This is a genomic window from Pseudoalteromonas sp. ABE4_541, from assembly GCF_056312285.1.
This window is the reverse complement of sequence record NZ_JBSVEM010000004.1, coordinates 138,220-161,355: the sequence shown is the minus strand read 5'-3', so window position 1 is coordinate 161,355 and position 23,136 is coordinate 138,220. Positions and strand designations below refer to the sequence as shown.

At 41.2% G+C, this 23,136-nt stretch carries 31 protein-coding genes; 26 read left to right on the top strand and 5 right to left on the bottom strand.

Annotation, left to right across the window (positions count from 1 at the left end):
* Positions 1–45 precede the first annotated feature (45 nt).
* The 6 genes from ACW689_RS05760 to ACW689_RS05735 all read left to right on the top strand — a co-directional run bounded on the left by ACW689_RS05760 (position 46) and on the right by ACW689_RS05735 (position 6,369).
* Complete coding sequence (locus ACW689_RS05760; RefSeq protein ID WP_476289234.1) at positions 46–1,536, top strand: CoA-acylating methylmalonate-semialdehyde dehydrogenase; 1,491 nt, start codon at positions 46–48, stop codon at positions 1,534–1,536.
* A gap of 84 nt (positions 1,537–1,620) precedes the next feature.
* Positions 1,621–2,778, top strand: a complete 1,158-nt coding sequence (locus ACW689_RS05755; protein WP_476289232.1) for an acyl-CoA dehydrogenase family protein — start codon at positions 1,621–1,623, stop codon at positions 2,776–2,778.
* 10 nt (positions 2,779–2,788) lie between these two features.
* Positions 2,789–3,565, top strand: a complete 777-nt coding sequence (locus ACW689_RS05750) for an enoyl-CoA hydratase (protein WP_476289230.1) — start codon at positions 2,789–2,791, stop codon at positions 3,563–3,565.
* Positions 3,565–4,704: an enoyl-CoA hydratase/isomerase family protein gene (locus ACW689_RS05745; protein WP_476289228.1), complete on the top strand. Its 1,140-nt coding sequence runs from the start codon at positions 3,565–3,567 to the stop codon at positions 4,702–4,704. Before ACW689_RS05750 ends, ACW689_RS05745 begins: the two co-directional genes overlap by 1 nt.
* A 10-nt stretch (positions 4,705–4,714) precedes the next feature.
* Positions 4,715–5,602 (top strand): 3-hydroxyisobutyrate dehydrogenase, encoded by an 888-nt coding sequence (gene mmsB / locus ACW689_RS05740; protein ID WP_476289226.1) that lies wholly within the window; start codon positions 4,715–4,717, stop codon positions 5,600–5,602.
* Between the two features lie 5 nt (positions 5,603–5,607).
* Positions 5,608–6,369, top strand: coding sequence for an SDR family oxidoreductase (locus ACW689_RS05735; protein ID WP_476289224.1), 762 nt, complete (start codon positions 5,608–5,610; stop codon positions 6,367–6,369).
* A gap of 52 nt (positions 6,370–6,421) precedes the next feature.
* On the opposite strand, the gene ACW689_RS05730 is transcribed toward ACW689_RS05735, so the two are convergent.
* Positions 6,422–7,378, bottom strand: a complete 957-nt coding sequence (locus ACW689_RS05730; protein ID WP_476289222.1) for an integron integrase — start codon at positions 7,376–7,378, stop codon at positions 6,422–6,424.
* A 347-nt stretch (positions 7,379–7,725) separates the two neighbouring features.
* Here ACW689_RS05730 and ACW689_RS05725 point away from each other — a divergent pair, with 347 nt between their 5' ends.
* The 7 genes from ACW689_RS05725 (at position 7,726) to ACW689_RS05695 (ending at position 11,385) form a co-directional block, all read left to right on the top strand.
* Positions 7,726–7,983 carry a hypothetical protein gene (locus tag ACW689_RS05725; protein ID WP_476289220.1) on the top strand — a complete coding sequence of 86 codons (258 nt, stop codon included), beginning with the start codon at positions 7,726–7,728 and terminating at the stop codon, positions 7,981–7,983.
* A gap of 119 nt (positions 7,984–8,102) precedes the next feature.
* Positions 8,103–8,447, top strand: coding sequence for a hypothetical protein (locus ACW689_RS05720; protein WP_476289218.1), 345 nt, complete (start codon positions 8,103–8,105; stop codon positions 8,445–8,447).
* Positions 8,448–8,542: 95 nt separating this feature from the next.
* Positions 8,543–8,923 carry a hypothetical protein gene (locus ACW689_RS05715; RefSeq protein ID WP_476289216.1) on the top strand — a complete coding sequence of 127 codons (381 nt, stop codon included), beginning with the start codon at positions 8,543–8,545 and terminating at the stop codon, positions 8,921–8,923.
* Between the two features lie 111 nt (positions 8,924–9,034).
* Positions 9,035–9,391, top strand: coding sequence for a hypothetical protein (locus tag ACW689_RS05710; RefSeq protein ID WP_476289214.1), 357 nt, complete (start codon positions 9,035–9,037; stop codon positions 9,389–9,391).
* Between the two features lie 270 nt (positions 9,392–9,661).
* Entirely contained in the window at positions 9,662–10,171 is a 510-nt protein-coding gene (locus ACW689_RS05705) for a hypothetical protein (protein ID WP_476289212.1), read from the top strand.
* A 215-nt stretch (positions 10,172–10,386) separates the two neighbouring features.
* A complete protein-coding gene (locus ACW689_RS05700) occupies positions 10,387–10,830 on the top strand; it encodes a hypothetical protein (RefSeq protein ID WP_476289210.1) in 444 nt (147 codons plus the stop codon).
* 216 nt (positions 10,831–11,046) lie between these two features.
* Positions 11,047–11,385 carry a hypothetical protein gene (locus ACW689_RS05695; RefSeq protein WP_476289208.1) on the top strand — a complete coding sequence of 113 codons (339 nt, stop codon included), beginning with the start codon at positions 11,047–11,049 and terminating at the stop codon, positions 11,383–11,385.
* 158 nt (positions 11,386–11,543) lie between these two features.
* On the opposite strand, the gene ACW689_RS05690 is transcribed toward ACW689_RS05695, so the two are convergent.
* A complete protein-coding gene (locus ACW689_RS05690; protein WP_476289206.1) occupies positions 11,544–12,767 on the bottom strand; it encodes an FG-GAP repeat protein in 1,224 nt (407 codons plus the stop codon).
* A 467-nt stretch (positions 12,768–13,234) separates the two neighbouring features.
* Between ACW689_RS05690 and ACW689_RS05685 the strand changes: the two genes are divergently transcribed.
* The 13 genes from ACW689_RS05685 (at position 13,235) to ACW689_RS05625 (ending at position 19,837) form a co-directional block, all read left to right on the top strand.
* The gene (locus tag ACW689_RS05685) at positions 13,235–13,525 is read left to right on the top strand and encodes a YciI family protein (protein ID WP_476289204.1); all 291 of its coding nucleotides are present in this window, start codon (positions 13,235–13,237) and stop codon (positions 13,523–13,525) included.
* 93 nt (positions 13,526–13,618) lie between these two features.
* Positions 13,619–14,002, top strand: a complete 384-nt coding sequence (locus tag ACW689_RS05680; RefSeq protein ID WP_476289202.1) for a hypothetical protein — start codon at positions 13,619–13,621, stop codon at positions 14,000–14,002.
* A gap of 89 nt (positions 14,003–14,091) precedes the next feature.
* Positions 14,092–14,544, top strand: coding sequence for a GNAT family N-acetyltransferase (locus ACW689_RS05675; RefSeq protein WP_476289200.1), 453 nt, complete (start codon positions 14,092–14,094; stop codon positions 14,542–14,544).
* A 28-nt stretch (positions 14,545–14,572) separates the two neighbouring features.
* Entirely contained in the window at positions 14,573–15,076 is a 504-nt protein-coding gene (locus ACW689_RS05670; RefSeq protein WP_476289198.1) for a GNAT family N-acetyltransferase, read from the top strand.
* Positions 15,077–15,156: 80 nt separating this feature from the next.
* Positions 15,157–15,678 carry an N-acetyltransferase family protein gene (locus tag ACW689_RS05665; protein ID WP_476289196.1) on the top strand — a complete coding sequence of 174 codons (522 nt, stop codon included), beginning with the start codon at positions 15,157–15,159 and terminating at the stop codon, positions 15,676–15,678.
* Between the two features lie 62 nt (positions 15,679–15,740).
* Positions 15,741–16,226 (top strand): N-acetyltransferase family protein, encoded by a 486-nt coding sequence (locus tag ACW689_RS05660; RefSeq protein ID WP_476289194.1) that lies wholly within the window; start codon positions 15,741–15,743, stop codon positions 16,224–16,226.
* A 27-nt stretch (positions 16,227–16,253) separates the two neighbouring features.
* Positions 16,254–16,844, top strand: a complete 591-nt coding sequence (locus ACW689_RS05655; RefSeq protein WP_476289192.1) for a DUF6151 family protein — start codon at positions 16,254–16,256, stop codon at positions 16,842–16,844.
* A 50-nt stretch (positions 16,845–16,894) separates the two neighbouring features.
* Positions 16,895–17,356, top strand: coding sequence for a YccF domain-containing protein (locus ACW689_RS05650; RefSeq protein ID WP_476289190.1), 462 nt, complete (start codon positions 16,895–16,897; stop codon positions 17,354–17,356).
* Positions 17,357–17,594: 238 nt separating this feature from the next.
* Positions 17,595–17,885, top strand: a complete 291-nt coding sequence (locus ACW689_RS05645) for an antibiotic biosynthesis monooxygenase family protein (RefSeq protein WP_476289188.1) — start codon at positions 17,595–17,597, stop codon at positions 17,883–17,885.
* Between the two features lie 257 nt (positions 17,886–18,142).
* Positions 18,143–18,682, top strand: coding sequence for a manganese efflux pump MntP (locus ACW689_RS05640; RefSeq protein ID WP_476289186.1), 540 nt, complete (start codon positions 18,143–18,145; stop codon positions 18,680–18,682).
* 13 nt (positions 18,683–18,695) lie between these two features.
* On the top strand, positions 18,696–19,094 hold the full coding sequence (fos, locus tag ACW689_RS05635) for a fosfomycin resistance glutathione transferase (protein ID WP_476289184.1): 399 nt from the start codon (positions 18,696–18,698) through the stop codon (positions 19,092–19,094).
* Between the two features lie 83 nt (positions 19,095–19,177).
* On the top strand, positions 19,178–19,339 hold the full coding sequence (locus ACW689_RS05630; protein ID WP_476289182.1) for a hypothetical protein: 162 nt from the start codon (positions 19,178–19,180) through the stop codon (positions 19,337–19,339).
* A 117-nt stretch (positions 19,340–19,456) separates the two neighbouring features.
* Complete coding sequence (locus tag ACW689_RS05625) at positions 19,457–19,837, top strand: rhodanese-like domain-containing protein (protein WP_476289180.1); 381 nt, start codon at positions 19,457–19,459, stop codon at positions 19,835–19,837.
* A 52-nt stretch (positions 19,838–19,889) separates the two neighbouring features.
* Here ACW689_RS05625 and ACW689_RS05620 read toward each other — a convergent pair whose 3' ends face one another.
* The 3 genes from ACW689_RS05620 to bioA form a co-directional block, all read right to left on the bottom strand.
* Positions 19,890–20,255, bottom strand: coding sequence for a hypothetical protein (locus tag ACW689_RS05620; protein WP_476289178.1), 366 nt, complete (start codon positions 20,253–20,255; stop codon positions 19,890–19,892).
* A gap of 57 nt (positions 20,256–20,312) precedes the next feature.
* Entirely contained in the window at positions 20,313–21,650 is a 1,338-nt protein-coding gene (locus tag ACW689_RS05615) for a KamA family radical SAM protein (RefSeq protein WP_476289176.1), read from the bottom strand.
* A gap of 141 nt (positions 21,651–21,791) precedes the next feature.
* Positions 21,792–23,084, bottom strand: a complete 1,293-nt coding sequence (gene bioA, locus ACW689_RS05610) for an adenosylmethionine--8-amino-7-oxononanoate transaminase (RefSeq protein ID WP_476289174.1) — start codon at positions 23,082–23,084, stop codon at positions 21,792–21,794.
* Positions 23,085–23,136 lie beyond the last annotated feature (52 nt).

The window sequence follows — 23,136 nt, the reverse complement described above, 5'->3', positions numbered from 1 at the left end:
ACAGCCATTTGGTGCCATGACACATAATCTGGGGAGGAGTGCACGATGCACCAAGTACCTTTATACATCAACGGCGAATTCACACAATCATCATCTGATCAATGGATTGATGTTGTAAACCCTGCAACCCAAGAAGTACTTGCACAAGTACCTTGCGCAACAGAACAAGAAGTTCGCGCTGCCATTGATTCGGCACAAGAGACTTTCAAAACTTGGAAAGAAGTACCAGTAACAGAGCGCTCTCGTATAATGATGCGTTATGCTGCACTACTTAAAGAACACCACGATGAACTGGCTACTATCATCTGTCATGAGTTGGGTAAAACCTTTGAAGATGCTAAAGGTGACGTTTGGCGTGGTATTGAGGTGGTTGAACAAGCAGCCAATGCGCCATCTATGATGATGGGCGAAACGGTTGAAAATGTCGCACGTAGAATTGATACCTATTCTTACATGCAACCACTGGGTGTGTGTGCGGGTATTACACCATTCAATTTCCCGGCGATGATCCCACTTTGGATGTTCCCGATGGCGATTGTGTGCGGTAATACCTTTATTCTCAAACCATCTGAGCAAGACCCACTTACGCCAATGCGTTTAGTTGAGTTGTTCGAAGAAGCTGGCGCACCTAAAGGCGTGTTGCAAGTTATTCACGGCACTAAAGGCCAAGTTGACCAAATTCTTGAAGCACCAGAAATTCGCGCGATTTCATTTGTTGGTTCATGTGGTGTGGGTCAATATATTTACTCAAAAGGCACGCAGCACTTAAAACGTGTACAAGCCTGTGTGGGCGCTAAAAACCATATGGTTATTATGCCAGACTCTAAAAAAGAGCAACTGATCAATAACCTAGTTGGCTCATCCGTGGGTGCTGCTGGTCAACGTTGTATGGGTATTTCAGTAGCTGTGTTTGTTGGTCAATCGAAAGAATGGGTAAACGATTTAAAAGAAGCATTATCAAAAGTGCGCCCAGGCGTTTGGAACGACCCAGAAGCTGCCTATGGCCCACAAACAACGCCGCAAGCCAAAGCACGTATTTTGTCACTGATTGAAAGTGCCAAGCAGCAAGGCGCAACTTGCTTGTTAGATGGCTCTGACTTTACCGTTGAAGGTTACGAGCAAGGTAACTGGGTAGGGCCAACGTTATTCACTGACGTAACAACCGACATGGACCTATACAAAGAAGAGATCTTCGGTCCTGTGTTGGCATGTATGTTTGTAGACACCCTAGAAGAAGCGATTGCGCTTATTAATGCCAGCCCATACGGCAACGGTACTTCGTTGTTTACATCAAGCGGCGCGGCTGCACGTAAATTCCAACATGAAATTGAAGTAGGCCAAGTCGGTATTAACGTACCAATTCCTGTGCCACTGCCATTCTTTTCATTCACAGGTTGGAAAGGTTCATTTTACGGTGACCAACACACCTACGGTAAGCAAGGTGTGCGTTTTTACACAGAAACAAAAACCATTACCTCACGTTGGTTTGAAGACGACATCGCTTCAGGTCCAAACATGAGTATCAACCTGAAGTAATTCAGCGTTTCAAAGAATATTACAATAATTACTTACTAAGCCAGAGTTTCTCTGGCTTAGTCATCAACACAATAAGAGGTCTTTATGGACTTTAATCTAACCGAAGATCAACAGGCATTTGCTGATACCGCGTACCAATTTGCTATGAGCGAACTTGCTCCTAACGCAGCGCTTTGGGACCGTGAACATATATTTCCAAAAGACGTGATTAAAAAAGCGGGTGAACTCGGCTTTTGTGGTTTATACACGCCAGAAGAGGCAGGTGGACTTGGTTTATCGCGTTTAGACTCGAGCATTATTTTTGAACAGCTTTCAATGGGTTGCACGGCTACAACGGCCATGTTAACCATTCACAATATGGCAACTTGGATGATTGCCAGCTTTGGTAGCGATGCAACGAAAGCAAAGTACATCGACCAATTAGTGATGGGAGAGCTACTAGCTTCTTACTGTTTGACTGAGCCAGGTTCAGGTTCAGATGCGGCCTCACTTAAAACCAAAGCGGTGAAAGAGGGCGACGAATACGTATTAAATGGCTCAAAAATGTTTATCTCAGGTGCTGGCGAAACAGACGTTCTAGTGGTGATGGCGCGCACAGGAGAAGAAGGCCCGAAGGGGATCTCAGCATTTGTTGTGCCTGCAAACGCAGCCGGTGTGGTATACGGTAAAGCCGAAGAAAAAATGGGTTGGAATGCCCAGCCTACACGTTTAGTGACACTTGAAAATGTGCGTATTCCTGCGGATAACCTACTTGGGCAAGAAGGTGAGGGCTTTAAATTTGCCATGCAGGGTTTAGATGGTGGTCGTATCAATATTGCAACCTGTTCAATTGGTACAGCACAACAAGCACTTAATACGGCGAAGCAATACATGCAAGAGCGTGAGCAATTTGGTAAACCCCTTGCAGCATTCCAAGCGTTGCAATTCAAGATTGCAGATATGAATACGGAGCTAGTTGCTGCGCGTCAAATGGTGCGTTTAGCGGCATTTAAACTAGACACTAACGATAGCGAAAAAACCACTTACTGTGCCATGGCTAAACGCTTTGCCACTGATGTTGGCTTTAAAGTATGTGACGATGCCCTGCAAATTCATGGTGGTTACGGTTATATCAAAGAATATCCACTAGAACGCCACGTACGTGACGTACGCGTACACCAAATTCTTGAAGGTACCAATGAGATCATGCGTGTGATCATCGCACGCCGTATTTTAGCTGAAGGCGCGGCCAGCGTTTTATAAGGAGAATACCATGAGTGCACAACTAAAACTTGAGAAACTAGGCAATACAGCCGTTATCACCATGAGCAACCCACCTGCGAATACGTGGACTCGCGATACGCTTGTTGGTTTAAAAGAGCTAGTGAATGAGCTAAACGCAGATAAAAACATTTACGCGTTGGTGATCACCGGTGAAGGTGAAAAGTTCTTCTCAGCAGGGGCTGACTTAAATGTATTTGCTAGCGGCGATAAAGGCGTTGCAGCTGATATGTCGCGCGTATTTGGTGAAGCATTTGAAACGCTGAGTGACTTTAGAGGTGTTTCTATCGCTGCGATTAACGGTTTTGCGATGGGGGGAGGCCTTGAAGTAGCGCTTGCGTGTGATATTCGTATAGCAGAATCGCAAGCACAAATGGCACTGCCAGAAGCCAAAGTAGGCCTGTTACCTTGTGCTGGTGGCACGCAAAACTTAGCATGGCTAGTTGGCGAAGGCTGGGCAAAGCGCATGATTTTATGTGGCGAGCGTTTGAAAGCAGATAAAGCGCAACAAATTGGCTTAGTGGAAGAAGTAGTTGAAACTGGCGAAGCCCTCAATGCTGCAATTGCATTGGCTGAAAAAGTCGGTGAGCAAAGCCCTGTAGCAGTTACTGCATGTAAAGCGCTGATCCAAAAAGGTCGCACCGGTACAATTAACAGCGCATTGCCATTAGAGCGTGAGTTATTCGTCACTTTATTTGACACACAAGACCAAAAAGAAGGCGTAAATGCTTTCTTAGAAAAGCGTAAACCAAACTGGGTGAATGGCTAATGGCTAATTTACAGTTACTCAATCAAGCTGACGCCCCAGTGGTATTTGAGTTGGCTCAATGTGCAAACGGGATGCAAATTGCCTTCGCCACACTTAGCGTACCAAAAGCGTTGAATGCGTTGAACCTAGATATGATCCGCTTACTTGCACCACAACTAGATGCTTGGGCGCAAGACGACCAAGTTGCGATGGTGGTACTAAAAGGTGAAGGGGAGAAAGCATTTTGCGCTGGTGGTGACGTTGTAAGTTTGTACAACGCCATGGCAGCGAACGACGGTAATGATTATCTACAAACCTTTTTCGCTGAAGAATATCGCCTAGACTACAAAATTCACACCTACGATAAGCCAATTCTACTTTGGGGTAACGGCATTATTATGGGTGGTGGGCTTGGTTTGATGGCCGGAGCGAGTCATCGCGTGGTGACAGAAACCGCGCGTATTGCGATGCCAGAGATCACCATTGGATTATATCCCGATGTGGGTGGTAGTTACTTCCTTAATAAAATGCCACAAGGCGCAGGTCTGTTTTTAGGCTTAACTGGCGCATCGATTAACGCCAGTGACGCCCGTTATGTTGGCCTTGCGGACCATACTATTGATAGTGACAAATATACAGATCTTGTGAATGAGTTGATTGCCATTAACTGGGGTAAAACAACCAGCTTAAACCATGAAAAGCTAAGCAATGTTTTGTTAACGCTTGATAAAAACTCATCACAACCGCCATTAAGTGAAGTTAAAGCCATTCAAGCACAGCTCAATGAGCTTGATGGTATTGCAGAGCTACAAGCGCAAGTAGACTTTATTTTAGCGTTATCTAGTGACGACAATAAATGGCTAAGTCGTGCGCAAAAGTCGCTTAAACATGGCTCAGCACTGAGTGCGGTGCTGGTAAGCGAACAGCTAAAAGCGGGTAAAAATAAAAGTTTGAAAGAGTGCTTTATGTTTGAACTGGGTATGTCGGTACAAGCTGGAGTTAGCGGCGAGTTTCAAGAAGGTGTGCGTGCGTTATTAATTGATAAAGATGGCCAACCTAACTGGCAGTTTGCATCAGTCAAAGATGTACCAGCAAGTACCATCGCAGCGTTTTTAACGCCAAAGTGGGATGAACAAAGTCATCCCCTGGCGGATATGTAAGGATCGGAACATGGCAAAGATTGGATTTATTGGCCTAGGCAACATGGGCGGCCCGATGGCTAGCAATTTAGTGAAAGCTGGCCACTCAGTGACTGTTTTTGACTTAAGTGAAGAAGCAGTTGCACAGCTTAAATTACAAGGTGCGAACGCAGCAACGAGCGTAGAGCAAGTGTGTGAGGGGGCTGATTATGTGGTGAGCATGCTGCCTGCGGGTAAGCATGTGCGCATGATTTATTGTGGTGAAAACGGCTTAATTAATCACCTTGATAAGTCAACACTGGTGATTGATTGTTCAACGATTGATGCCGAGTCAGCCCAATTCGTGGGTGGCGAACTTGCTAAAGCCGGTATTAGCTTTGTTGATGCACCTGTATCAGGTGGTGTGGCAGGCGCGGCAGCAGGAACACTGACCTTTATTGTGGGCGGCAGTGATGCTGACTTTAACCGTGCTAACGACATATTGACTGACATGGGTAAAAACATTTTCCATGCGGGTAATATTGGTGCAGGGCAAGTTGCTAAAATCTGTAACAATATGCTGTTGAGTATTTTAATGGCTGGAACTAGTGAAGCACTACAAATGGGCATTGATCACGGCTTAGATCCTAAAGTACTGAGTGAGATCATGCTAAATAGCTCGGGCCGAAACTGGACGTTAGAGCTTTATAACCCGTGTCCAAACGTGCAAGAAAACGTGCCAAGCACCAATGGTTATAAGCCAGGCTTTATGGTTGATTTAATGGCGAAAGACTTGGGACTTGCGCAACAAGCTGCACAACAAACCAACTCGGCAACCCCACTGGGTGCAATGGCTAAAAACTTATACAACTTGATGCAAAATCAAGGCAAAGGCGCAGAAGACTTTAGCGCAATTTTTAAATTATATAGTGAAAAGTAAGATCTATGGATATTAACAATAAAACCGTAGTGGTTACCGGTGGTGCGCAAGGCTTAGGCTTTGCAATGGCAACCGAAATGGCTAAATTAGGCGCAAATTTAGCGCTGATTGATATGCAAGAAGACGTACTTGCAACGGCCCAGTCTGAGCTTAGCAAGCTGGGTGTAAAAGTGGGAACCTATGTAGCAAACGTCAGTGTTGAAAGTGAAGTTGAAGCGGTATTCAACTCAATTCAAGCTGACTTTGGTGGCATTACCGTACTCATTAACAATGCAGGTATTTTACGAGATGGCCTGCTGCTTAAAGCCAAAGAAGGCAAAGTGGTTGATAAAATGGCTTTATCACAGTTCCAGTCTGTTATCGACGTGAACCTAACGGGTGTATTCCTATGTGGTCGTGAAGCGGCGGTTAAAATGGCTGAAGCGGGTGAGGGCGGCGTGATCATTAACATGTCGAGCGTAGCGCGTGCTGGTAACATGGGTCAAACTAACTACTCAGCGGCAAAAGCGGGCGTAGTCGCAATGACCACGAGCTGGGCCAAAGAGTTAGGTCGATTTGGTATCCGCGTAGGCGCGATTGCACCAGGCGTTATTCGTACAACGATGACAGATGCGATGAAGCCTGAAGCCAAAGAGCGTTTAGTGAAAATGAAGCCAGTCGGACGTTTAGGCGAAGCTGATGAAATTGCTCATACTGCTAGATACATTATTGAAAACGACTTTTTTACGGGTCGTGTTATAGAGATTGATGGCGGTATTCGTTTGTAATTTGCTCACAATCTAATGGCTAAAAGGCATGTAGGTTAAATACATGCCTTTTTTATTTGTCGATAGGGCTGTTAGTGTAGGCGAAGGTATCGCCAATGACGTGAGTATAAATTTGTGTAGTTTTAACATCTTCATGACCAAGTAACGTTTGCACTGTGCGTATATCGGAACCCGAAAGCAATAATTCAGTTGCGAATGAGTGCCTAAAAGTGTGTGCTTTTACTCGCTTACATATATCCGTTTTCTGCAAGGCGACACGTAGCGCTTTACGGAAGGTTGTTTCATGTAAGTGGTGTCGGCATACGTAGTTATCATACGGATGCACACATCGTGTGCTAGAAGGAAATAGATATTGCCACGCAAAATCTTTCACCGCGTGATTATATTTTCTGATAAGAGACGGGGGCATCGAAGCCATGCCAAAGCCTTCGTTTAAATCACGTTTATGCAATTGTTTTACCTTTTCTATTTGTTGCTGTAATGGCCGATGCAAACTTTTTGGTAGCAGTGTGTAGCGGTCTTTTTTACCCTTGCCCCTAAACACAAAAATTGTACCTTGATTAAAGTCTAAATCTATCACTCTCAAGGATAACGCTTCATTTATACGTAAGCCGCTTCCATATAGCATGTTCGCGATGAGCGCATATTTGCTTGGTAAATGGCTAATTATTTGTGTTGCTTCATTATGTGTGAGTACGGTAGGTAAGGACTTTTCTACTTGGCTTGCTGAGTAAGTTAAATCTTTAATTTCTCGCTTTATGATATAGCGGTATAAAAATATGATGGCGCATAGCGCGAGGTTTTGCGTTGCCGCACTTACAAGCCTGTTGCAAGCTAAATGGTTAAGAAAGCGCTCGATTTCAACATTCCCCATGCCTTCTGGGTGGCGTTTATTATTAAACAAAATAAACCGTTTGATCCAGTGTAGATAAGCCTTTTCAGTTTTCAAACTATAACGACGAGTTCTAAGTTCAACGCGTACAGATTCCAAAAAAGGTGACTTGTTCATAGTAAATCCTTTTACTGTTATTATGTACAGGTATAATTTAAAGCATCAAATTTTACAACTCAAGACCCCGTTAATTTTTGTTCCGACAGCACGAACGAAGGCTCGAAAGATGGCCTATCTAATTGATTGCAAATAGGTTCGATTGTTTCAGGTAAATTTACTCATTCTCGTTTAAGTAGATTCTCGTTTTGTTCTAAAGTAGTTGTTGATTTTTTGAGGACAAAATGAAGTTTAACATGCTAATATTCGGCGTAATTATATTTGTTAATTGGTGTGTTGTAGTGATAGTGGGTAAGACATTAACGCGAATTCACGCTAATACACTGTTATAAGCCAAGGGGAGCAGCATGGAAAACAATTACTGGTTCATCATTTTAGCTTTAGTAGCTCTCTTAAATTTAGTTGTTTCTATCTACTTGGCTAAGAGAAGCGATTTAGAAGCTTTTCAAAAAATAGCTCAAATTATTCTTGTTTGGCTAATTCCAGTATTTGCAGCAATAGGGTTGTGGCTATTCCACCGCTCACAAGATATACCACTTGGTTCATCAAAGCCTTTCGGCGGTGGTTCAAGTGATAGTTCAAATATCTCTGGAGGCGGAGATTAAAAGGTTTATAACAAGCAATTAAACAGGGATTAAAAACAGTGGGCTCTCCGCTTCGCTCGATTTTAGCCCACTATTTTTAACCCGTTAATCGAACGTTATGCATCAATGGAATCACGTAAATGACAAATAAACTATGGCAATGCCCTTTAAAAGTTGAACGTGGTAATTACGAGGAAATGCCAGATTCTTGGCTTGGAGCCACGGTCAATTATTATGTTGGTGCAGCTACGTATGAAGATGCTTTAACTAAGGCTGTAAAAGTATTGCAATCAGTAGGTATGGTCTTTGTCGATTTGGTCGATGGAAAAGTAATACAACTTGACCCTGAATCTTGGTGGGATGGTTACGTCATGGCTAATTACCCTGAATACTCAGACTATTTTCCAAGTCAAGAACAAGTGTTAAATGTAGTCAAAGATGGCCTGGTCTTCCATGGCCCGTTTGCGGGTTGGGAGCAAGAATAAATGCATAACAAACACATTAAAAATCGCCCACAAAAAACGTGGGCTGGACTCGCTACCGCTCGCCTTTTATGTGGGCGTTAGCCTAGGAGGCTTTGGTGCAATTTGACGAACTAAAGTCAGTACTAGACATAGATAATGAAAATGAGTTAATTCTTCTATCGCCAAATTGGAAAGTTACGCAACTTCCAATTAGTGAAAGTGGTTACTGGATCTTGGAAGAGCAGTTTCATGAGGTCTTTTCAGTTATTGGAGAGTACCAAAGCAATGAAAAGGTTTTTGCTTTTGAGACGTTTGAGCGGGTTTATAAAACCACAGGTGAAGTTAAAAGGCTAAATTCCGAGTTCAACTTAAACTGGGCTAGCTTTAACAAATTCCAGCAGTCTACAGATATCCTGAGTTTCTATTTAGTGCCCCCAAATTTAAGCTGGGTGTTTTATGGTAACAGAGACTATTGCCTATTTGCTAAAGGCTACTAACAAGTTAATTAAACAATGGACGTAAAACAGCAGGCTTGCGCTCCTTCATCCTTAGTTTAGCCTGCTATTTTCCTCGTTTATTAAGGCGTTATGTTGCATATGGAAATGTAGATGAATCATCAACTTTGCGATAACTATCGAAAAGAAACCTTCGATACATTGAAGCTTATTTCGTCTGAAAGTGAGCAACTCGGCTATCAAAAAAAAGTGCCAATGGCCCAAGTGTCAGCAGAGTTATTTTGGTCTTGGGAGTCGTGCTATCAAGATGTAAATCATCGTGATTGGTATCAAGGTGTATTTTCTAATAAAGAGCTAGAAATTCTCAAAAAATTTGATGTAACATTCGAGCTTGTATGGTCTGAAATTGGCAATGATATACCTTATATCACAGAGTTTATTCAAACAAAGCAGTGGCTTACTTTATCTAATGCAGCTAACTTAGCGCTATTGGAGTTAGCTGCAATATAACAAAGCAAATTAAAAGTGCAGACAACAACCAGTTGGCTTTGTTCGTGCTTCACAAATTATGCCCAACTATTTTTAGCCGTTTAACGCGGCGTTATGATTTTTAAATGGAGATTCAATTGAGGAATGTACTTATAACAATTTTAGCTGTCTTTGTTTTGACAGCATGTGGAGGGTCTAGTTCTTCGCAAGACAATGAAATTTTAAAAGACAATGAAGCTTTCACATGGAGTGAGGGCAACTGGGACAGTAATAATTGGGAATAGAATTAATATGAATACTAAAGTTTATTTATCCACTGCACTTCTGCTTGTTTCAAAGTTTGCTATTGCAGAACAGATAGAAATACCGAATAAATTCGTTGCAGGTGCCAAAGCTAAGGCGTCCGAGGTAAATGAAAATTTTGCTGTCTTGGCACGTGAGAGTAATGCACAAGATACCAGAATAGGAAATTCAGAGGATCTACTTGAAAATATCGTTTCCCAGAGTAATGCACAAGACATCAGAATAGGGAATTCAGAGGAGCTACTTGAAAATATCGTCTTAGAGAGTAATAGTCAGGATGTTCGCATTTCTGCTTTGGAAGCTGCATCCAAAAAAGAGCAGTTAATATGCTATGCAGATCGTACTTATATGTTCAACGGCTTTCTTCCAATCGAGTGCATATCTTCTTCTAGCACTTCAATTGTCTCATTCTCAACGGTTCACGATATATATGCAGCAGGTTGGCAAGCCAAATCTATTGGTGGAGATAGTGTTGTAGTAATTCTATTTGAAAAATAGATATTACCTTTAATGGCAGACACTTTAACTTCTGACAACAATTTTGTGCATTTAAATCGTCATAATTTTGTTCGCCTAGAAAAGTGGCCTGCCGCCCCCTTTCATAATCGGGCAACTAAGCAATAATTTAGCGAATAACTCAGTGGTAATGGATTGATATATTGAACTTTTTTACTTTTGCTATTTCGTTGAAATGTTTTTAGGTGCTGTCCATTTTGCAGGTTTTACTTACCCTTTTTTCTCTCCATGCTCAGGCAGACATCTCTGTTGGGGAGGGATTCAAGCTTCAGAAGCTGGAAGCAACTGATGGGTCAATCGCTATGCCTAGTGATTGGCACTACACAGAGGTCTCAACTCAAAGTGGAATTCTATGGACAATATCGAAGGAAGACCCTAAGCAGGGCTCTTATAGTATCGGTCAAAGAATTCAATTGCTTGTTGGTGTAGAACAAGGAACTAACAAGCCGGGAAAAGAGTTTGTGGATAGCTTCATTTCAAGCAAAAAAAAGATTTCAAAAATCGTCAAAGATTGCACTACCACTGTTATTGGTGACTTTTATAGAACTTGTCTTGAAGTGATCGAGCCGCCAAGTGAAGATGGTGTAAAAAAAGAGTTTCACATCTTGTATACAGTGTTTTGGGCAAAAAAATGGACCTAGTTGTTGTGGTAACCTTCGGAGCTCCCGATCAGGATTGGAAATCTGTAAAAGATATTGCTTACATTATGAGTGAGATAGAAATAATCGGCGCAAATCTTGGTAAATAATTTGTATTGGCTTGGGAGGCGTTAAAGGTTGGCAATTACTAGCGGGTTTGGCGATTCGCGCAAGTATAGCCGATTGATAATAACCCCTTAGCGGAGCACTGGTAGCTAAATGAAATCAAACTTTGTGTTCTTAATCTTATGTTTTTTCAGTGTGAATTGCTTTTCAAAAGAAGAAGTTAAATTCACTATACATGCAAACGATAGTGGTACTTCATTTATCATTGTTGCAAGCGGTGACAATGACATTGGTAATGAGCTACTTGATAGCTGGTTAAAAAAAGCTTATGAGCTATGTGGCACTAAAAAAGTAATAATCGAGCCAAATAATGGTAAGCCAGTCGTTCGCGATACAAGCTGCGCAGATGCAATAAAAATTGAAAATGGCATTCAACAATGTGAACTTATTAAAGCGAGTGTTTATGGCAAAGTGTTGTGTGCAGTTCCATGACAGTCAAATCGTTTTGCGCTTAAGTGCATAGAGAAAAGGGTCCCATTAGTTTATTCTGCGATAAATTTTACACTTTCAAAAACATCCCATGTTTATAAAAACAACTTCGTTTTTATAAACATGGGCTTTGTAGAACTCAGCCTATTTGTGGTAAGCCGTTAATGCTTTAGCTCAATAACATATGCCGCTCCTGAGTCAATCCCGTTATCGTCACGATGTGGTGCAGCAATTATTGCATTTTTGTTTGAGAGCGATATATTCCAACCGAATCTATCTTCAGGCTTACCGTCACTTGCGACGACCTTTGATACATACTGCCATTTGCCTTGCTTCTTTTTGAAAACATACAGTGCACCGGCGTTATCGCCGTTTTCGTCATTATGCATTGCGCTGATCAAAGCGGTGTTTTCATGTAATGTGACACCTCGCGCGAATCTGTCATCCTCTTTTCCATCAGGTGCAACCAATTTTTGTGTTTGTATCCACTTTTCATTTTTTCGTTCAAAAATGTAAGCTGATCCTGCATCGATGCCAACATCATTCAAATCATCCCTGCGGGCAGAAATAAGCGCTGTATTGCCAGATAGGGCAACTCTAACACCAAAAATATCGGTATCTGAACCATCGCTTGCCGTCAACTTGGCTTGCTCTCGCCATTGCTTGCCATCATATTGATAGGCATATACTGCGCCCGCTTTTTCTGCCATTTCATCATGTAAATCTGCGCCAATAAGAATGGTATTGTTATCAATGGCAACACTGATCCCAAATAGGTCACCTTCGGCGCCGTCTTCTGCCGTTAACTTTGTTTGAAACTGCCAGACATCTTTGTTTCGTATAAAAACGTATGCGGCGCCTGAATCTTTATGTGATGCATCGCTATGTGGCGCACCAATGACCAAAAACTGCTCTGTCAGGGCAATACTTTGACCGAAAGCATCACCAGCCTTTCCATCTTTGGCCGTGATAATTTGCGTTTGAGACCATGTATCATTCTGCTTTTCAAAAGCAAACACAGCGCCGGAATCTTTACCGCGATCATCTCTTAGAGACGCACCTACCATCGCGATATTACTTTTTAAAGCAACATTACCACCAAATGTGTCTTCTGAATAAGTCGGAACTGCGCTCAGTTTAGCTTGTTGTTGCCACCCTTGTGGTCCATAAGAATAAACATAAGCTGCACCTGAGTTTTGAATATTATTTGGGTCAGCTTCAAGTGCACCAACTAAAGCCGTGTTACCGTCTATCGCGGCGCTAAAAGCAAATTTGTCTTTTGCTTTACCATCATCAGGTAATAATTTGTGTTGTGTTGCATTACTTTGACTACTTAGTATTAAGATAAAAAAGGATAATAATTTATATATAGAGCGTAGTTTCACTGAACATTTTCCTTACCACTTAAATTATCACCATGCTATTAGAGCAGTTATAAATATACAAGAGGGGTTAAAACTTTAAATAAAGAATAATTTAGTCTTAACTTTATTTTTTGTGGTAAATAAAGTTAAGACTAAATTAGGTTAAATACTCGTTGTTTGGCTAAAAAGTCGTTTTTTCGATAGGTTAAAGTACCTCATAGCTAATAAACTAAAGCTTCATCAAACAGAACCTAATGAGCTTAAAGTATTGTTTGAAGCCAGAAAAAGAGCGATTCACAGTTCCTAAATAGTCAAGAAATTTCAGCTAGAGTGAGCTTGAAAAGGGACTATGGGTGGTAGGCCTGTCCTAAACAAAATGCTAAACGTAATTTTTGGGGTCGGTTAGTAAAACGGTAACTATTTTTGTATGCGTTATGTCATTGGGTGAGTATAATTGTGGATGTAATAGCCAGCTAGAGGGAGCTACCGTGTTTATCATTTCTTTAAAATACAAAGTGCCGTTAACTGAAGTGGATGCATACATTCCTGAGCATATAGCCTTTTTAGATAAGCATTATGCATTAGGACATTTTTTACTTTCTGGTCGAAAAGAGCCTCGTACTGGAGGTTTGATCATTGCAAGTATTCGAGAGCGTCGCATGCTCGACGAGATCCTCGCTCAAGACCCGTTTTTCCGCGAAGGTTTGGCTAAATACGAAATAACTCAGATTGTTCCCACCAAGGCGTCATTGGAATTGGCATTTTTGTTGGAAAGCTAGATACGAATTGAGAATGTTACGGTATCTAGTTTGGTTTAGCGGATATGCAATATCATACTCCTAAACAAGGAGTGGATTTAAAGGGACTCTATAATGAATTATTGGATTTTATCTTCTGGGCTACTTTGTTTAGTTACATCGCTCGTTCACATTTTGGCGGGTCAGCTCGATCCTGTAAGGCCTTTTCTACGTGCGAGGCTTGCGCGCACGCCAAAAGCGACATTGCTAGCCTGTTGGCATATGGTGTCAGCTATGTTGCTTTCTTCTAGTGCCGTACTGATCGTTGCAAGCGGCAAGCTACAAACACAATTAAATGGAATTGTTATATTTATTAGCGTTAATTTCATCGTATTTTCTTGTGTGTTTTTAATGGTTGGGTGGCACTTTTTCAAGTTCAAAACGTTTACGCGATTACCTCAGTGGACGCTACTTTTGCCTATAGGCTGTTTTGGGATCATTGGCGGTATGCTCAATTAATAATAGTTTTTTGTTGTTTTACTTTTGCTCACGACTAATTGATTAGGTAGTATCGAATAATGCTATAAACAGCACTATGTTAAGTGGATATGATAAAAAAGCTTGAAAATAATAATCAAATAACTGCGGCTCAGATATATGAGCTATTTCAAAATGCATATAAAGTTGAGGCAGCGCTGATTGGTGTGCCTGATACACAATTCCCTCCGTTACAGCGTACCACTGAGCATATTAAAAATTCTGATACCTTATTTTTTGGTTGTTTTGATGGCTCCTCTTTGGCAGGGTTGATTGAAATAACCTGCGATAATACTCAATTGGAAATTGACAGCTTAATAGTAAGTCCTGATTTTTTTAGAAGAGGCATTGCTGGTAAGTTAATTGATTTTGTGTTGAGTGAACATAATCTGCCTTGTGCGAAAGTAGAAACAGCACAGAAAAACCTACCAGCAATTAAGCTGTATCAAAAACATGGTTTTTGCGAATTTAAAAAGTGGGTTCCAGCTCACGGTATACCTAAAGTCGCTTTAAGAAAAGAGTGACTAGTCAACTCTATTCAAGGATTGATTTATGAACATTTGTGAAACGAGTAGGCTCGTTATTAGAGAGTTTTCGCTTGCGGATACGCCGCAGCTGAGCGCGATTTTGGCTGACCCTGAAGTAATGAAATATTCAATTAGGGGAGTATGTTCTACAAAACAAACTGAGGAATTTATTGATTGGTGCAGTGAGTGTTATCAAAGTTTAGGTTTTGGTCCATGGGCACTCGTTGATAAACTGAGTTCAAGGGTGCTTGGTTTTTGTGGTGTGTCACCGCAATCAGTAAATGGTGTCTCAGAGGTTAACTTAGGATATCGGCTTGCTCGCGATGAATGGGGTAAAGGGATAGCGTTCGAGGCTGCGAGCGCAGTATTAGCTCATTGTAACAACAACCTAGGAATAAATGAGTTAGTTGCTATTATCGAACCAGACAATATTGCATCGCTTAAAGTTGCACTAAAGCTAGGTTTTGATAAATATGTGCAAATACAGTTTCACGGTCGTGATGCTCGACTATATCGTCGAGCTTTGTAATATATGCGACCTATCTAGGTTGCGGATAATATGCTGATTGCCTTGTGATTGAATGTGCAAAAAGCGTGGAGAGTAATAGGATGTATGTTTTTAGAGAAGCTCAGATAGGGGATATAAACGCAATAGCCGATTTGCATGCTCAGAGTTGGCGTGAAAATTATGCTTTGGTACTGTCGCAAGATTACTTAGATGCCAGAGTTCAAGCAGAACGTCAGGCATTGTGGACAACAAGACTCTCAACTGCTAGCGATGAACAGCTTATACTTGTTGTTGAATGTGGTGGTGAGATAATTGGTTTTGTGTGTGCTTTTGCCAAACGGCATGAGAAATATGGCACTATCATTGATAACCTTCATGTAAAACCGCGATTCAAAGGAAAGGGCCTAGGTTGTCAGTTAATGTCAAGGGCTGCTAAATGGGTGGCTGAGTATAGTACTGAACAAGGAATTTTTCTAGAAGTACTTGATTGCAATCAAAAGGCCATTGAGTTTTATGAGCGCCGCGGCGGGCAACGAATGTCCGAAGGGATTTGGCAAACACCTTGTGGTAACGAGGCTAAAGAGTATATCTACTATTGGGCGAGCCCGTGCAAGTTACTGTGATCAGAACTAACCCGCAACAGGTTCTTTTATTTACTGAGTAAAAACCAACGTAGAGAACAATAATGATAAAAGAAATGACACGTTTGGAGTTTGAAGATTTTTGGCCTGTATTTAAGTCTGTCATTGAAGCACAAGAAACCTACGCGTTTGACCCTGATATGACATTAGACCAAGCCTACTATTTATGGTGTACAAACCCTTTGAGAGCTTATGCATTTGTTGAAAATGGCAAAGCTTTAGGTAGTTACTATTTAAAAGCCAATGCAATGGGGCCAAGCAATCACATTTGTAATTGTGGCTATATGGTTGATGATAGCGCTGCTGGTAGAGGGATCGCGAGGCAGCTTTGCGAACATTCACAAAGAGTGGCGGTGGATTTAGGCTTTGAAGCAATGCAGTTTAATTCAGTGGTTTCTTCAAACACAATAGCAGTGCGACTTTGGGAAAAGCTAGGGTTTAAAATAATTGGCACCATTCCTGATGCATATCGCCATCCAAAACTTGGCTATGTGGATAGTTATATTATGCATAAGCAATTAACGAAGTAATTGTTTATTCGGTACAAGGGGTTATGTATGTTGAAGCAATTAAGTTTGAGTTGCGAATGCGCTAAGGTTAGAGGCAATGTGTTCATTGACAGAGCAGCCTCATTTCATGTCCATTGTTTATGTTGCGATTGTCAGCGTTTTGCTCAATTTTTAGGAAAACCGGATAAGCTACTTGATGAATATGGTGGTTCTGAGTTGCTTCAAACATATCCCGCTTACCTGACAATAACTCAAGGTGAAGATGAAATAGCGTGTGTTCAAAATAGCGAAAATGGTATCTACCGATGGTATACGCGCTGTTGTAATACTCCGTTGGCAAATACTATGCGTTCGGCACGGGCTCCTTTTGTTGGCATTTCTGTTAAGGCGTTGCATTTTGATGATGAAACACGTAAGTCAGACGTATTAGGCCCCGTGGTTTTAAAGGCATTTGGTAAGCATGCGATAAAAGAAACGCCACCAGATATACATCAACGCTTTCCAAAAACGTTTTTGCCGAGCATTCTTTGGTTTATGGCTAAAGGGTTTATACTTAATAAGTATCAACCCTCACCTTTTTTTAAAGATGGGAAACCGATAAAAGAGTCAGAAGTTTTAAGTGCTAATAAAAGCACATAGTTAAAAAATTTGCTATAAAACAATAATGTAAAATCAATTAAGGAAGTTTAATGAGAGCAATTGGTAATCTTTTATGGTTTTTATTAGGTGGTGTGATTATGGGCCTTTTATGGTGCCTTTATGGCATTGTTGCCTTTATAAGCATCATTGGTATTCCATGGGGTAGGGCGTGCTTTGTCATGGCTGGGTTTTCGTTTTTTCCGTTTGGAAAAGAAGCCATCTCAAGAGATGAGTTGAACCAAAAAGAAGATATTGGTACCAGCACATTTGGGACGCTTGGCAACATTATTTGGTTTATTTTTGCTGGTTTATGGCTCGCCATTGGACATGTGATCTCTGCGATAGCATGTTTTGTTACTATCATTGGTATCCCTTTTGCGATTCAACACTTAAAGCTTGCCGGGATCTCGTTGGCGCCAATTGGGAAAACGGTGGTAAGCAAAGAAGTGGCCGCCGCCGCACGTATGTCTAATGCGCAAGTTGAGGTGGATAATATTCGCTCTAAAAAATGAAGGTCGTGCGGCCTAGGTGTAGTTTTTTATACAGCTTTTCAATAGGCTGCCACGTTAAATCATTAGCACGTGTTTTGGTGCTTTATCAGCACAGTTCCTTAAACTCTGAAGCCAATCAAGCGCATAGAAAACGACCTAATTATATGAAATCGCTTTATTCTTTTCCCAAGCTAATTTGATTTCATTATTGGGGTCATGTTGTTGTAACCACCATACATACAACTAAATGGAAAGAGCAATGTACACAGTTATTTTTAAGGCAAAAGTGGGCGACCAAGACAAACACTATTCAGACATGGTTGGCATCATGCGCGAATTGGCATTTGAAAAATACAATTGCCAAGATTTTATAGCTGTTACTGAGGATGAGCAGGAAATTGCGATATCTTACTGGTTAAGCGAAGAAGATATTAAAAAGTGGCATTTAGACAGCCAACATACTGTGGCTCAAAAGCTGGGTAAAGAAAAATGGTATAAGGAATATACTGTTGAAGTCGCTGAGATAAAAAGGCGCTACGCTGGTAAATAGCAATATATTTTGTATTTCCTATTTATTAAGCACGGTAGTAATAAACTTATATAAAATAGTAACTAGTTGCTTGGTGAGGGTGAGTTGTTTTATCTGAGCGTTGTAATGGGGGTTAACGCTGATTCAGGCCATCAAAGTTCGTCTAAGTTTGCTGTTCGTCATTTCATCTATATTCTAGGTTTTGATACGAGTAGGTGATTGTTGCAAGATCTGTTATTGTGCGCTGCATTTTTATCATCGAGTAGAGTAATCGAATTATGTTTGAAGTGTTGGTTCTCGCTTTAGCGTTGAGTATGGACGCATTTGCTGTCTCAATTGGGCTGGGATCAAAACAGAAGTGCAGTGTTAAGTTTCTTTCTTTTAAGGCGGCACTGTATTTTGGTTTATTTCAAGGGTTAATGCCTATAGTCGGATATTATGGCGGAAGAGGTATCTTCTCTTGGTTTGAAACATTTGCACATTGGATTGCATTTGCGTTATTGCTTCTTATTGGCATTAAGATGATATATGAAGCATTTTCAGAGGGAATTGAAGAGGATATCAGTCAAGTGACACATCGAGTTATGCTGATCTTGGCAATTGCAACGAGTGTAGACGCAATGGCTGCAGGTTTCACACTCACATTGCTAGATATACAACCACTTTTAGCATGTATCATCATTGGGCTCACAGCCTGCTTGTTTAGCTGGGCAGGTGTATTGATTGGCAATAAAAGTGGTACTTGGCTTGAAAGTAAAGCAGAAATATTCGGCGGCGTTGTGCTGATCCTTATGGCGTTTAAAACACTTATTATTTAGACAGGAAGAATATATGCTCAGTGGTTTAAATCACATAACTCTCGCAGTCAGTGATGTTGAACGCTCATTAGCGTTTTATACCCAAGTTTTGGGCTTTAAAGGAGAAGTTAAATGGCGTTTCGGTGCCTACTTGTCTTTAGGTGAACTGTGGCTTTGTTTATCTCAAGATACGCCTTGTGACAAAGATGATTACACTCATTTTGCTTTAACAATTTCGCAGAACAACTTTTATGAGTTTGAGGCATTGTTGAATACCCAAGGTGTACAAAAGTGGAAAGATAATAGCAGTGAGGGGAATTCGCTCTATATTTTGGATCCAGATGGGCATAAATTGGAAATACATGTTGGTAATTTAACGAGTCGCTTGGCGTCTTTGAAGGTTTTGCCTTATCAAGATATGCAGTGGTTGTGACTTGAATTTGCTTGCACATAAATTGCGCATTTATATTTAGCGAGTATGCTTTTAAGCGCTTAATTAATTCAAGAGAGCTCGTTATGAAATTAATATTGATTGCGTTATGTGCGATTTTTTTAACATATGGATGTCAATTAACACGCCTTGAAGGTGAAGCGCAGAGCGTTAAAGTAAAAGTTGCGACTGAAGAAGACAGTGAAAAGTTGGACAATGAAAGCAGTCAATTTTGCCCACCAGGCTAGGCGAAAAAGGGGAAATGCAGCAATTATTATTTATGTAAAGAATTGAAACGGCTAGCCAGATTGAAAATGTACGGATAGGGTGCTATCAAAGTAGTAGACTCAGATAGGAGAGCTTGAATGTTAAACCTACTTATTCGCGCAACCATATTTTCACTTGCTATTGCTTGCAATTCTTTACATGCACAATCGTCTATTACCCAGCAAGAGTTGCTGGTGAATCAAATGTCAGCTTCAGCATATGTCATCATTGATGTTCGCTCAAAAGAGGAATATGACGAAGGGCATATAAAAGGCGCCATTAATATTCCTTTTAACATGCTCGATGAGCACAAAACATTTATTGATAGCCTTAGTTCAACGCCGGCGGTTGTATATTGCCGCTCTGGCAGGCGAGCGGGTATATTTATTGAAGCTCTAGCGCCAAATGGATTTACACTGCGTCACTTAGAAGGTGATATGAATGGTTGGAAAAAATCAGAACTGCCTATCGTAAAATAATTGTTTTTGAGCTAGCGAGTGTGACACTCACGACGATTGTGTTTAATTGTACTCACATAACAGCAACCAATATGCATAAGATAATAAAAACGATTGCGTAATTATGGGCGAACTTTGCATACCATGTAGGAATAACAACATTTGTTGATTGTTGTGAAAGGCGTTTCGCGAGCCAGATACCATATAGCCAACCTAATATATTGTGTGTGATATATAGGGTAGGTATCAATGCTTGATATGGGGTTAATGGTAGTTTGCTAAGCGCAGCGATAGAAATAAAAAACCATATTAACTCAATAGTTGAAGTAAACAGCGTGAACTTGCTTAAACGCACTTCTTGTTTGTTCAATATATAGCGCGCTTCAACTAAAAGTATAAAGCCAATCAATAGGCTAATCGTGATATATAATTCTGCCATGAGATCTCTTTAGTACTAGAAGGAGACATGAATGGAACATATCTCCTAGAGTTTTGCTTACATTGCTTCGTATTCATCCTGCCAGAAGAATTTTTCTTCTCCAAAAGCTGGTTTTAAATCATCTAGCCAAGTGGCAGTTTCGTCGTACTTTGCAAAAAATGGTCTTTGTACCCAATCAGGATTTCGTGCTTGAATGAATCGCAGTGCAAATACTTTTTCACCATGGATCTCAGTAACACCTGATATTTCAACTTTACCAGGACCTGCACTCATAGAAGGGCCTCGAACAGTTCGGCTTACACCCGACACATTTTTATACGCATCACGGAATATCTCCCACGTACGGTATAAGGGCAATTCAAAGTATCGTTTAGCACCCGTATCACGCTCTATAAACATATAGTAAGGGATCATGCCAAGCTGTGTTTGCTCTTGCCACATTTGCGACCACATTTGTGAATCAACGTTGATATTGTTTAGTAATGGTGCCTGCGTTCTGATCTGCGCACCTGTTTTGCGGATCAAACGGATAGCTTCTTTGGTAATGTCTGTACGCAGCTCTTGCTTGTGATTGACATGCGCCATAATCGAAACATGTTTACCCGCGTCAACGAGCTCTTTTAATAACGCCAGTAGTTCTTGGGCATCGGGGTCGGTCACATATCTAAATGGCCAAAAAGTAAGAGATTTAGTACCAATACGTATTGTTTTAATATGATCGAAACGCGGTTCTTTAAGTGCTTCAAGGTATTTACGTAACTTAACCGTGCGCATAACCATGGGATCGCCACCAGTCATCAGTAAGTCAGTCACTTCTTTATGCTCAGCTAAGTAGCTGTGCAGTAGCTCTTCATCATTGTTGTTAAATCGAGACGCTTTGCCGACAAACTGTGCCCAGCGGAAACAAAAGGTGCAATAAGAATGACAATACTGGCCCTGTGAAGGGAAAAACAGTACGGTTTCTTTGTATTTGTGCTGAATGCCTTCAACACGTTCGCCATCAAATTGCGGAACGTTCTTTTCCATTTGACCAGCTGGATGCGGATTTAACTTTTGACGCAACTCAGTTGCTAGATTGAATACTTCTTCAGGTGTGTGATCGCGCTTCAACAGCGCAGCCATTTGTTCATATGACTCGTCATCAAGCATCCCTCGTTGTGGAAAGGTAAGCTGGAAAACAGGATCGTTTGGCACCTTGTCCCAATCTATCAGCTCTTCAATAACGAAGTTATTAACTCTAAATGGAAACACATTAGCGACAACTTTCATCTCAAAGCGCAGATGTTCAGGAAGCTTATCCAATTGCTCAATTTTATCGATTTGACGGTGCTGATAAACTGTAAACCTTGGCGCTTGATACGCTTCAGCAGGTTGTAATTTGACGGTTTGCTGCATAATTCCTCGTACTTTTACTCGTTGCTGTTGTAAAAGCGACGTATTGTAACAGCAAACTCAAAGCAATTCTGTCGTTTGTTGCAAAAATAGATACATTGACATAAAAACTTAATACAACTGCACAAATTTCCAGCTACAACATTAGTATTGTTGAAGCTGGACAGCTTTGTATATTACATTTGATAGCTTTTCAATGTCTTTCGCGGATGTAATATAAGGTGGCATGATATAGATGAGCCTGCCAAATGGCCTTATCCAAGCGCCGTGAGTGATAAAGAACTTTTGTATTTTGGCAACATCAACCGGCCTATTAACTTCTACCACGCCAATTGCACCTAGCGTTCTGACATTTACTACATCGTCAAGCTCGTTGCATGCGTGCAGTGATGTTTGCATGGCTTCATGAATGGCATTGACTTGGCGCTGCCAATCGTTTTCAAAGAGTAGCTCAATGCTGGCATTTGCGGCGGCGCATGCAAGTGGATTGCCCATGAAAGTAGGGCCGTGCATAAGTACCCCAGCTTCACCTTGACTGATCCCAATGGCGACTTTCTCAGTAGTGAGTGCGGCTGAAAGTGTCATGGTGCCGCCGGTAAGCGCTTTACCTATGCACATAATATCTGGCGAAATATCAGCATGTTCACAAGCAAAGAGTTTACCTGTACGGCCAAAACCGGTCGCAATCTCATCCAAAATCAGCAATACGTCATACTCGTCACAAAGTTCGCGCAGCTTAGCGAGGTATGCACTGTGGTAAAAATTCATGCCACCGGCATTTTGCACTATGGGCTCGATAATAAATGCGGCAACATTTTGGTGGTGAGTTTTAAAGTGCAGTTCAAGTTCGTCTAATTCGCTGTCGTCTATGCTATCTGCAAATTTTGCTTTTGGTGCAGGCACAAAAATATGTTCAGGTAAAAAACCTTGATACATACTGTGCATCGAATTGATGGGATCGCATACGCTCATGGCAGCAAATGTATCGCCATGGTAGCCTTTTTGAGCTGTCATTAACTTATTTTTGTGTTTATGACCTTTACTTATCCAATACTGTAAGGCCATTTTTATGGCAACTTCAACACTGACTGAACCACTGTCCGCTAGAAACACTTTTTCAAGTGGTGTAGGGGTAATGGCCACGAGCTTTTTACAAAGTTCTACCGCAGGGGCGTGGGTGATGCCTCCGAACATGATGTGGCTCATGGTTGCTGCTTGTGCTTGAATGGCATCTACAAGCTTAGGGTGGTTGTAGCCATGGATTGCACTCCACCAAGAAGCCATGCCATCAATGAGTATTTCACCTGTATCAAGATATATCCGATTGCTATCCGTATGAGTCACACCATATGAAGGAAGCGGATTAAGCAGAGAGGTATACGGGTGCCAGATATGTTTTTTATCAAAATTTTTATCTATTGGTTGAAATTTACTCATTGGTAAACCTTTCTAAACTGGTAAGCGTTGACAATAGTAAAGCAGAAAGTAG

Excerpts from the sequence above, each read along its gene's own strand:
- ACW689_RS05760 (WP_476289234.1), top strand. The coding sequence starts at position 46 with ATGCACCAAGTACCTTTATACATCAACGGCGAATTCACACAATCATCA.
- ACW689_RS05755 (WP_476289232.1), top strand. The coding sequence starts at position 1,621 with ATGGACTTTAATCTAACCGAAGATCAACAGGCATTTGCTGATACCGCG.
- ACW689_RS05750 (WP_476289230.1), top strand. The coding sequence starts at position 2,789 with ATGAGTGCACAACTAAAACTTGAGAAACTAGGCAATACAGCCGTTATC.
- ACW689_RS05745 (WP_476289228.1), top strand. The coding sequence starts at position 3,565 with ATGGCTAATTTACAGTTACTCAATCAAGCTGACGCCCCAGTGGTATTT.
- mmsB (WP_476289226.1), top strand. The coding sequence starts at position 4,715 with ATGGCAAAGATTGGATTTATTGGCCTAGGCAACATGGGCGGCCCGATG.
- ACW689_RS05735 (WP_476289224.1), top strand. The coding sequence starts at position 5,608 with ATGGATATTAACAATAAAACCGTAGTGGTTACCGGTGGTGCGCAAGGC.
- ACW689_RS05730 (WP_476289222.1), bottom strand. The coding sequence starts at position 7,378 with ATGAACAAGTCACCTTTTTTGGAATCTGTACGCGTTGAACTTAGAACT.
- ACW689_RS05725 (WP_476289220.1), top strand. The coding sequence starts at position 7,726 with ATGGAAAACAATTACTGGTTCATCATTTTAGCTTTAGTAGCTCTCTTA.
- ACW689_RS05720 (WP_476289218.1), top strand. The coding sequence starts at position 8,103 with ATGACAAATAAACTATGGCAATGCCCTTTAAAAGTTGAACGTGGTAAT.
- ACW689_RS05710 (WP_476289214.1), top strand. The coding sequence starts at position 9,035 with ATGAATCATCAACTTTGCGATAACTATCGAAAAGAAACCTTCGATACA.
- ACW689_RS05705 (WP_476289212.1), top strand. The coding sequence starts at position 9,662 with ATGAATACTAAAGTTTATTTATCCACTGCACTTCTGCTTGTTTCAAAG.
- ACW689_RS05695 (WP_476289208.1), top strand. The coding sequence starts at position 11,047 with ATGAAATCAAACTTTGTGTTCTTAATCTTATGTTTTTTCAGTGTGAAT.
- ACW689_RS05680 (WP_476289202.1), top strand. The coding sequence starts at position 13,619 with ATGAATTATTGGATTTTATCTTCTGGGCTACTTTGTTTAGTTACATCG.
- ACW689_RS05675 (WP_476289200.1), top strand. The coding sequence starts at position 14,092 with ATGATAAAAAAGCTTGAAAATAATAATCAAATAACTGCGGCTCAGATA.
- ACW689_RS05670 (WP_476289198.1), top strand. The coding sequence starts at position 14,573 with ATGAACATTTGTGAAACGAGTAGGCTCGTTATTAGAGAGTTTTCGCTT.
- ACW689_RS05665 (WP_476289196.1), top strand. The coding sequence starts at position 15,157 with ATGTATGTTTTTAGAGAAGCTCAGATAGGGGATATAAACGCAATAGCC.
- ACW689_RS05660 (WP_476289194.1), top strand. The coding sequence starts at position 15,741 with ATGATAAAAGAAATGACACGTTTGGAGTTTGAAGATTTTTGGCCTGTA.
- ACW689_RS05655 (WP_476289192.1), top strand. The coding sequence starts at position 16,254 with ATGTTGAAGCAATTAAGTTTGAGTTGCGAATGCGCTAAGGTTAGAGGC.
- ACW689_RS05650 (WP_476289190.1), top strand. The coding sequence starts at position 16,895 with ATGAGAGCAATTGGTAATCTTTTATGGTTTTTATTAGGTGGTGTGATT.
- ACW689_RS05645 (WP_476289188.1), top strand. The coding sequence starts at position 17,595 with ATGTACACAGTTATTTTTAAGGCAAAAGTGGGCGACCAAGACAAACAC.
- ACW689_RS05640 (WP_476289186.1), top strand. The coding sequence starts at position 18,143 with ATGTTTGAAGTGTTGGTTCTCGCTTTAGCGTTGAGTATGGACGCATTT.
- fos (WP_476289184.1), top strand. The coding sequence starts at position 18,696 with ATGCTCAGTGGTTTAAATCACATAACTCTCGCAGTCAGTGATGTTGAA.
- ACW689_RS05630 (WP_476289182.1), top strand. The coding sequence starts at position 19,178 with ATGAAATTAATATTGATTGCGTTATGTGCGATTTTTTTAACATATGGA.
- ACW689_RS05625 (WP_476289180.1), top strand. The coding sequence starts at position 19,457 with ATGTTAAACCTACTTATTCGCGCAACCATATTTTCACTTGCTATTGCT.
- ACW689_RS05620 (WP_476289178.1), bottom strand. The coding sequence starts at position 20,255 with ATGGCAGAATTATATATCACGATTAGCCTATTGATTGGCTTTATACTT.
- ACW689_RS05615 (WP_476289176.1), bottom strand. The coding sequence starts at position 21,650 with ATGCAGCAAACCGTCAAATTACAACCTGCTGAAGCGTATCAAGCGCCA.
- bioA (WP_476289174.1), bottom strand. The coding sequence starts at position 23,084 with ATGAGTAAATTTCAACCAATAGATAAAAATTTTGATAAAAAACATATC.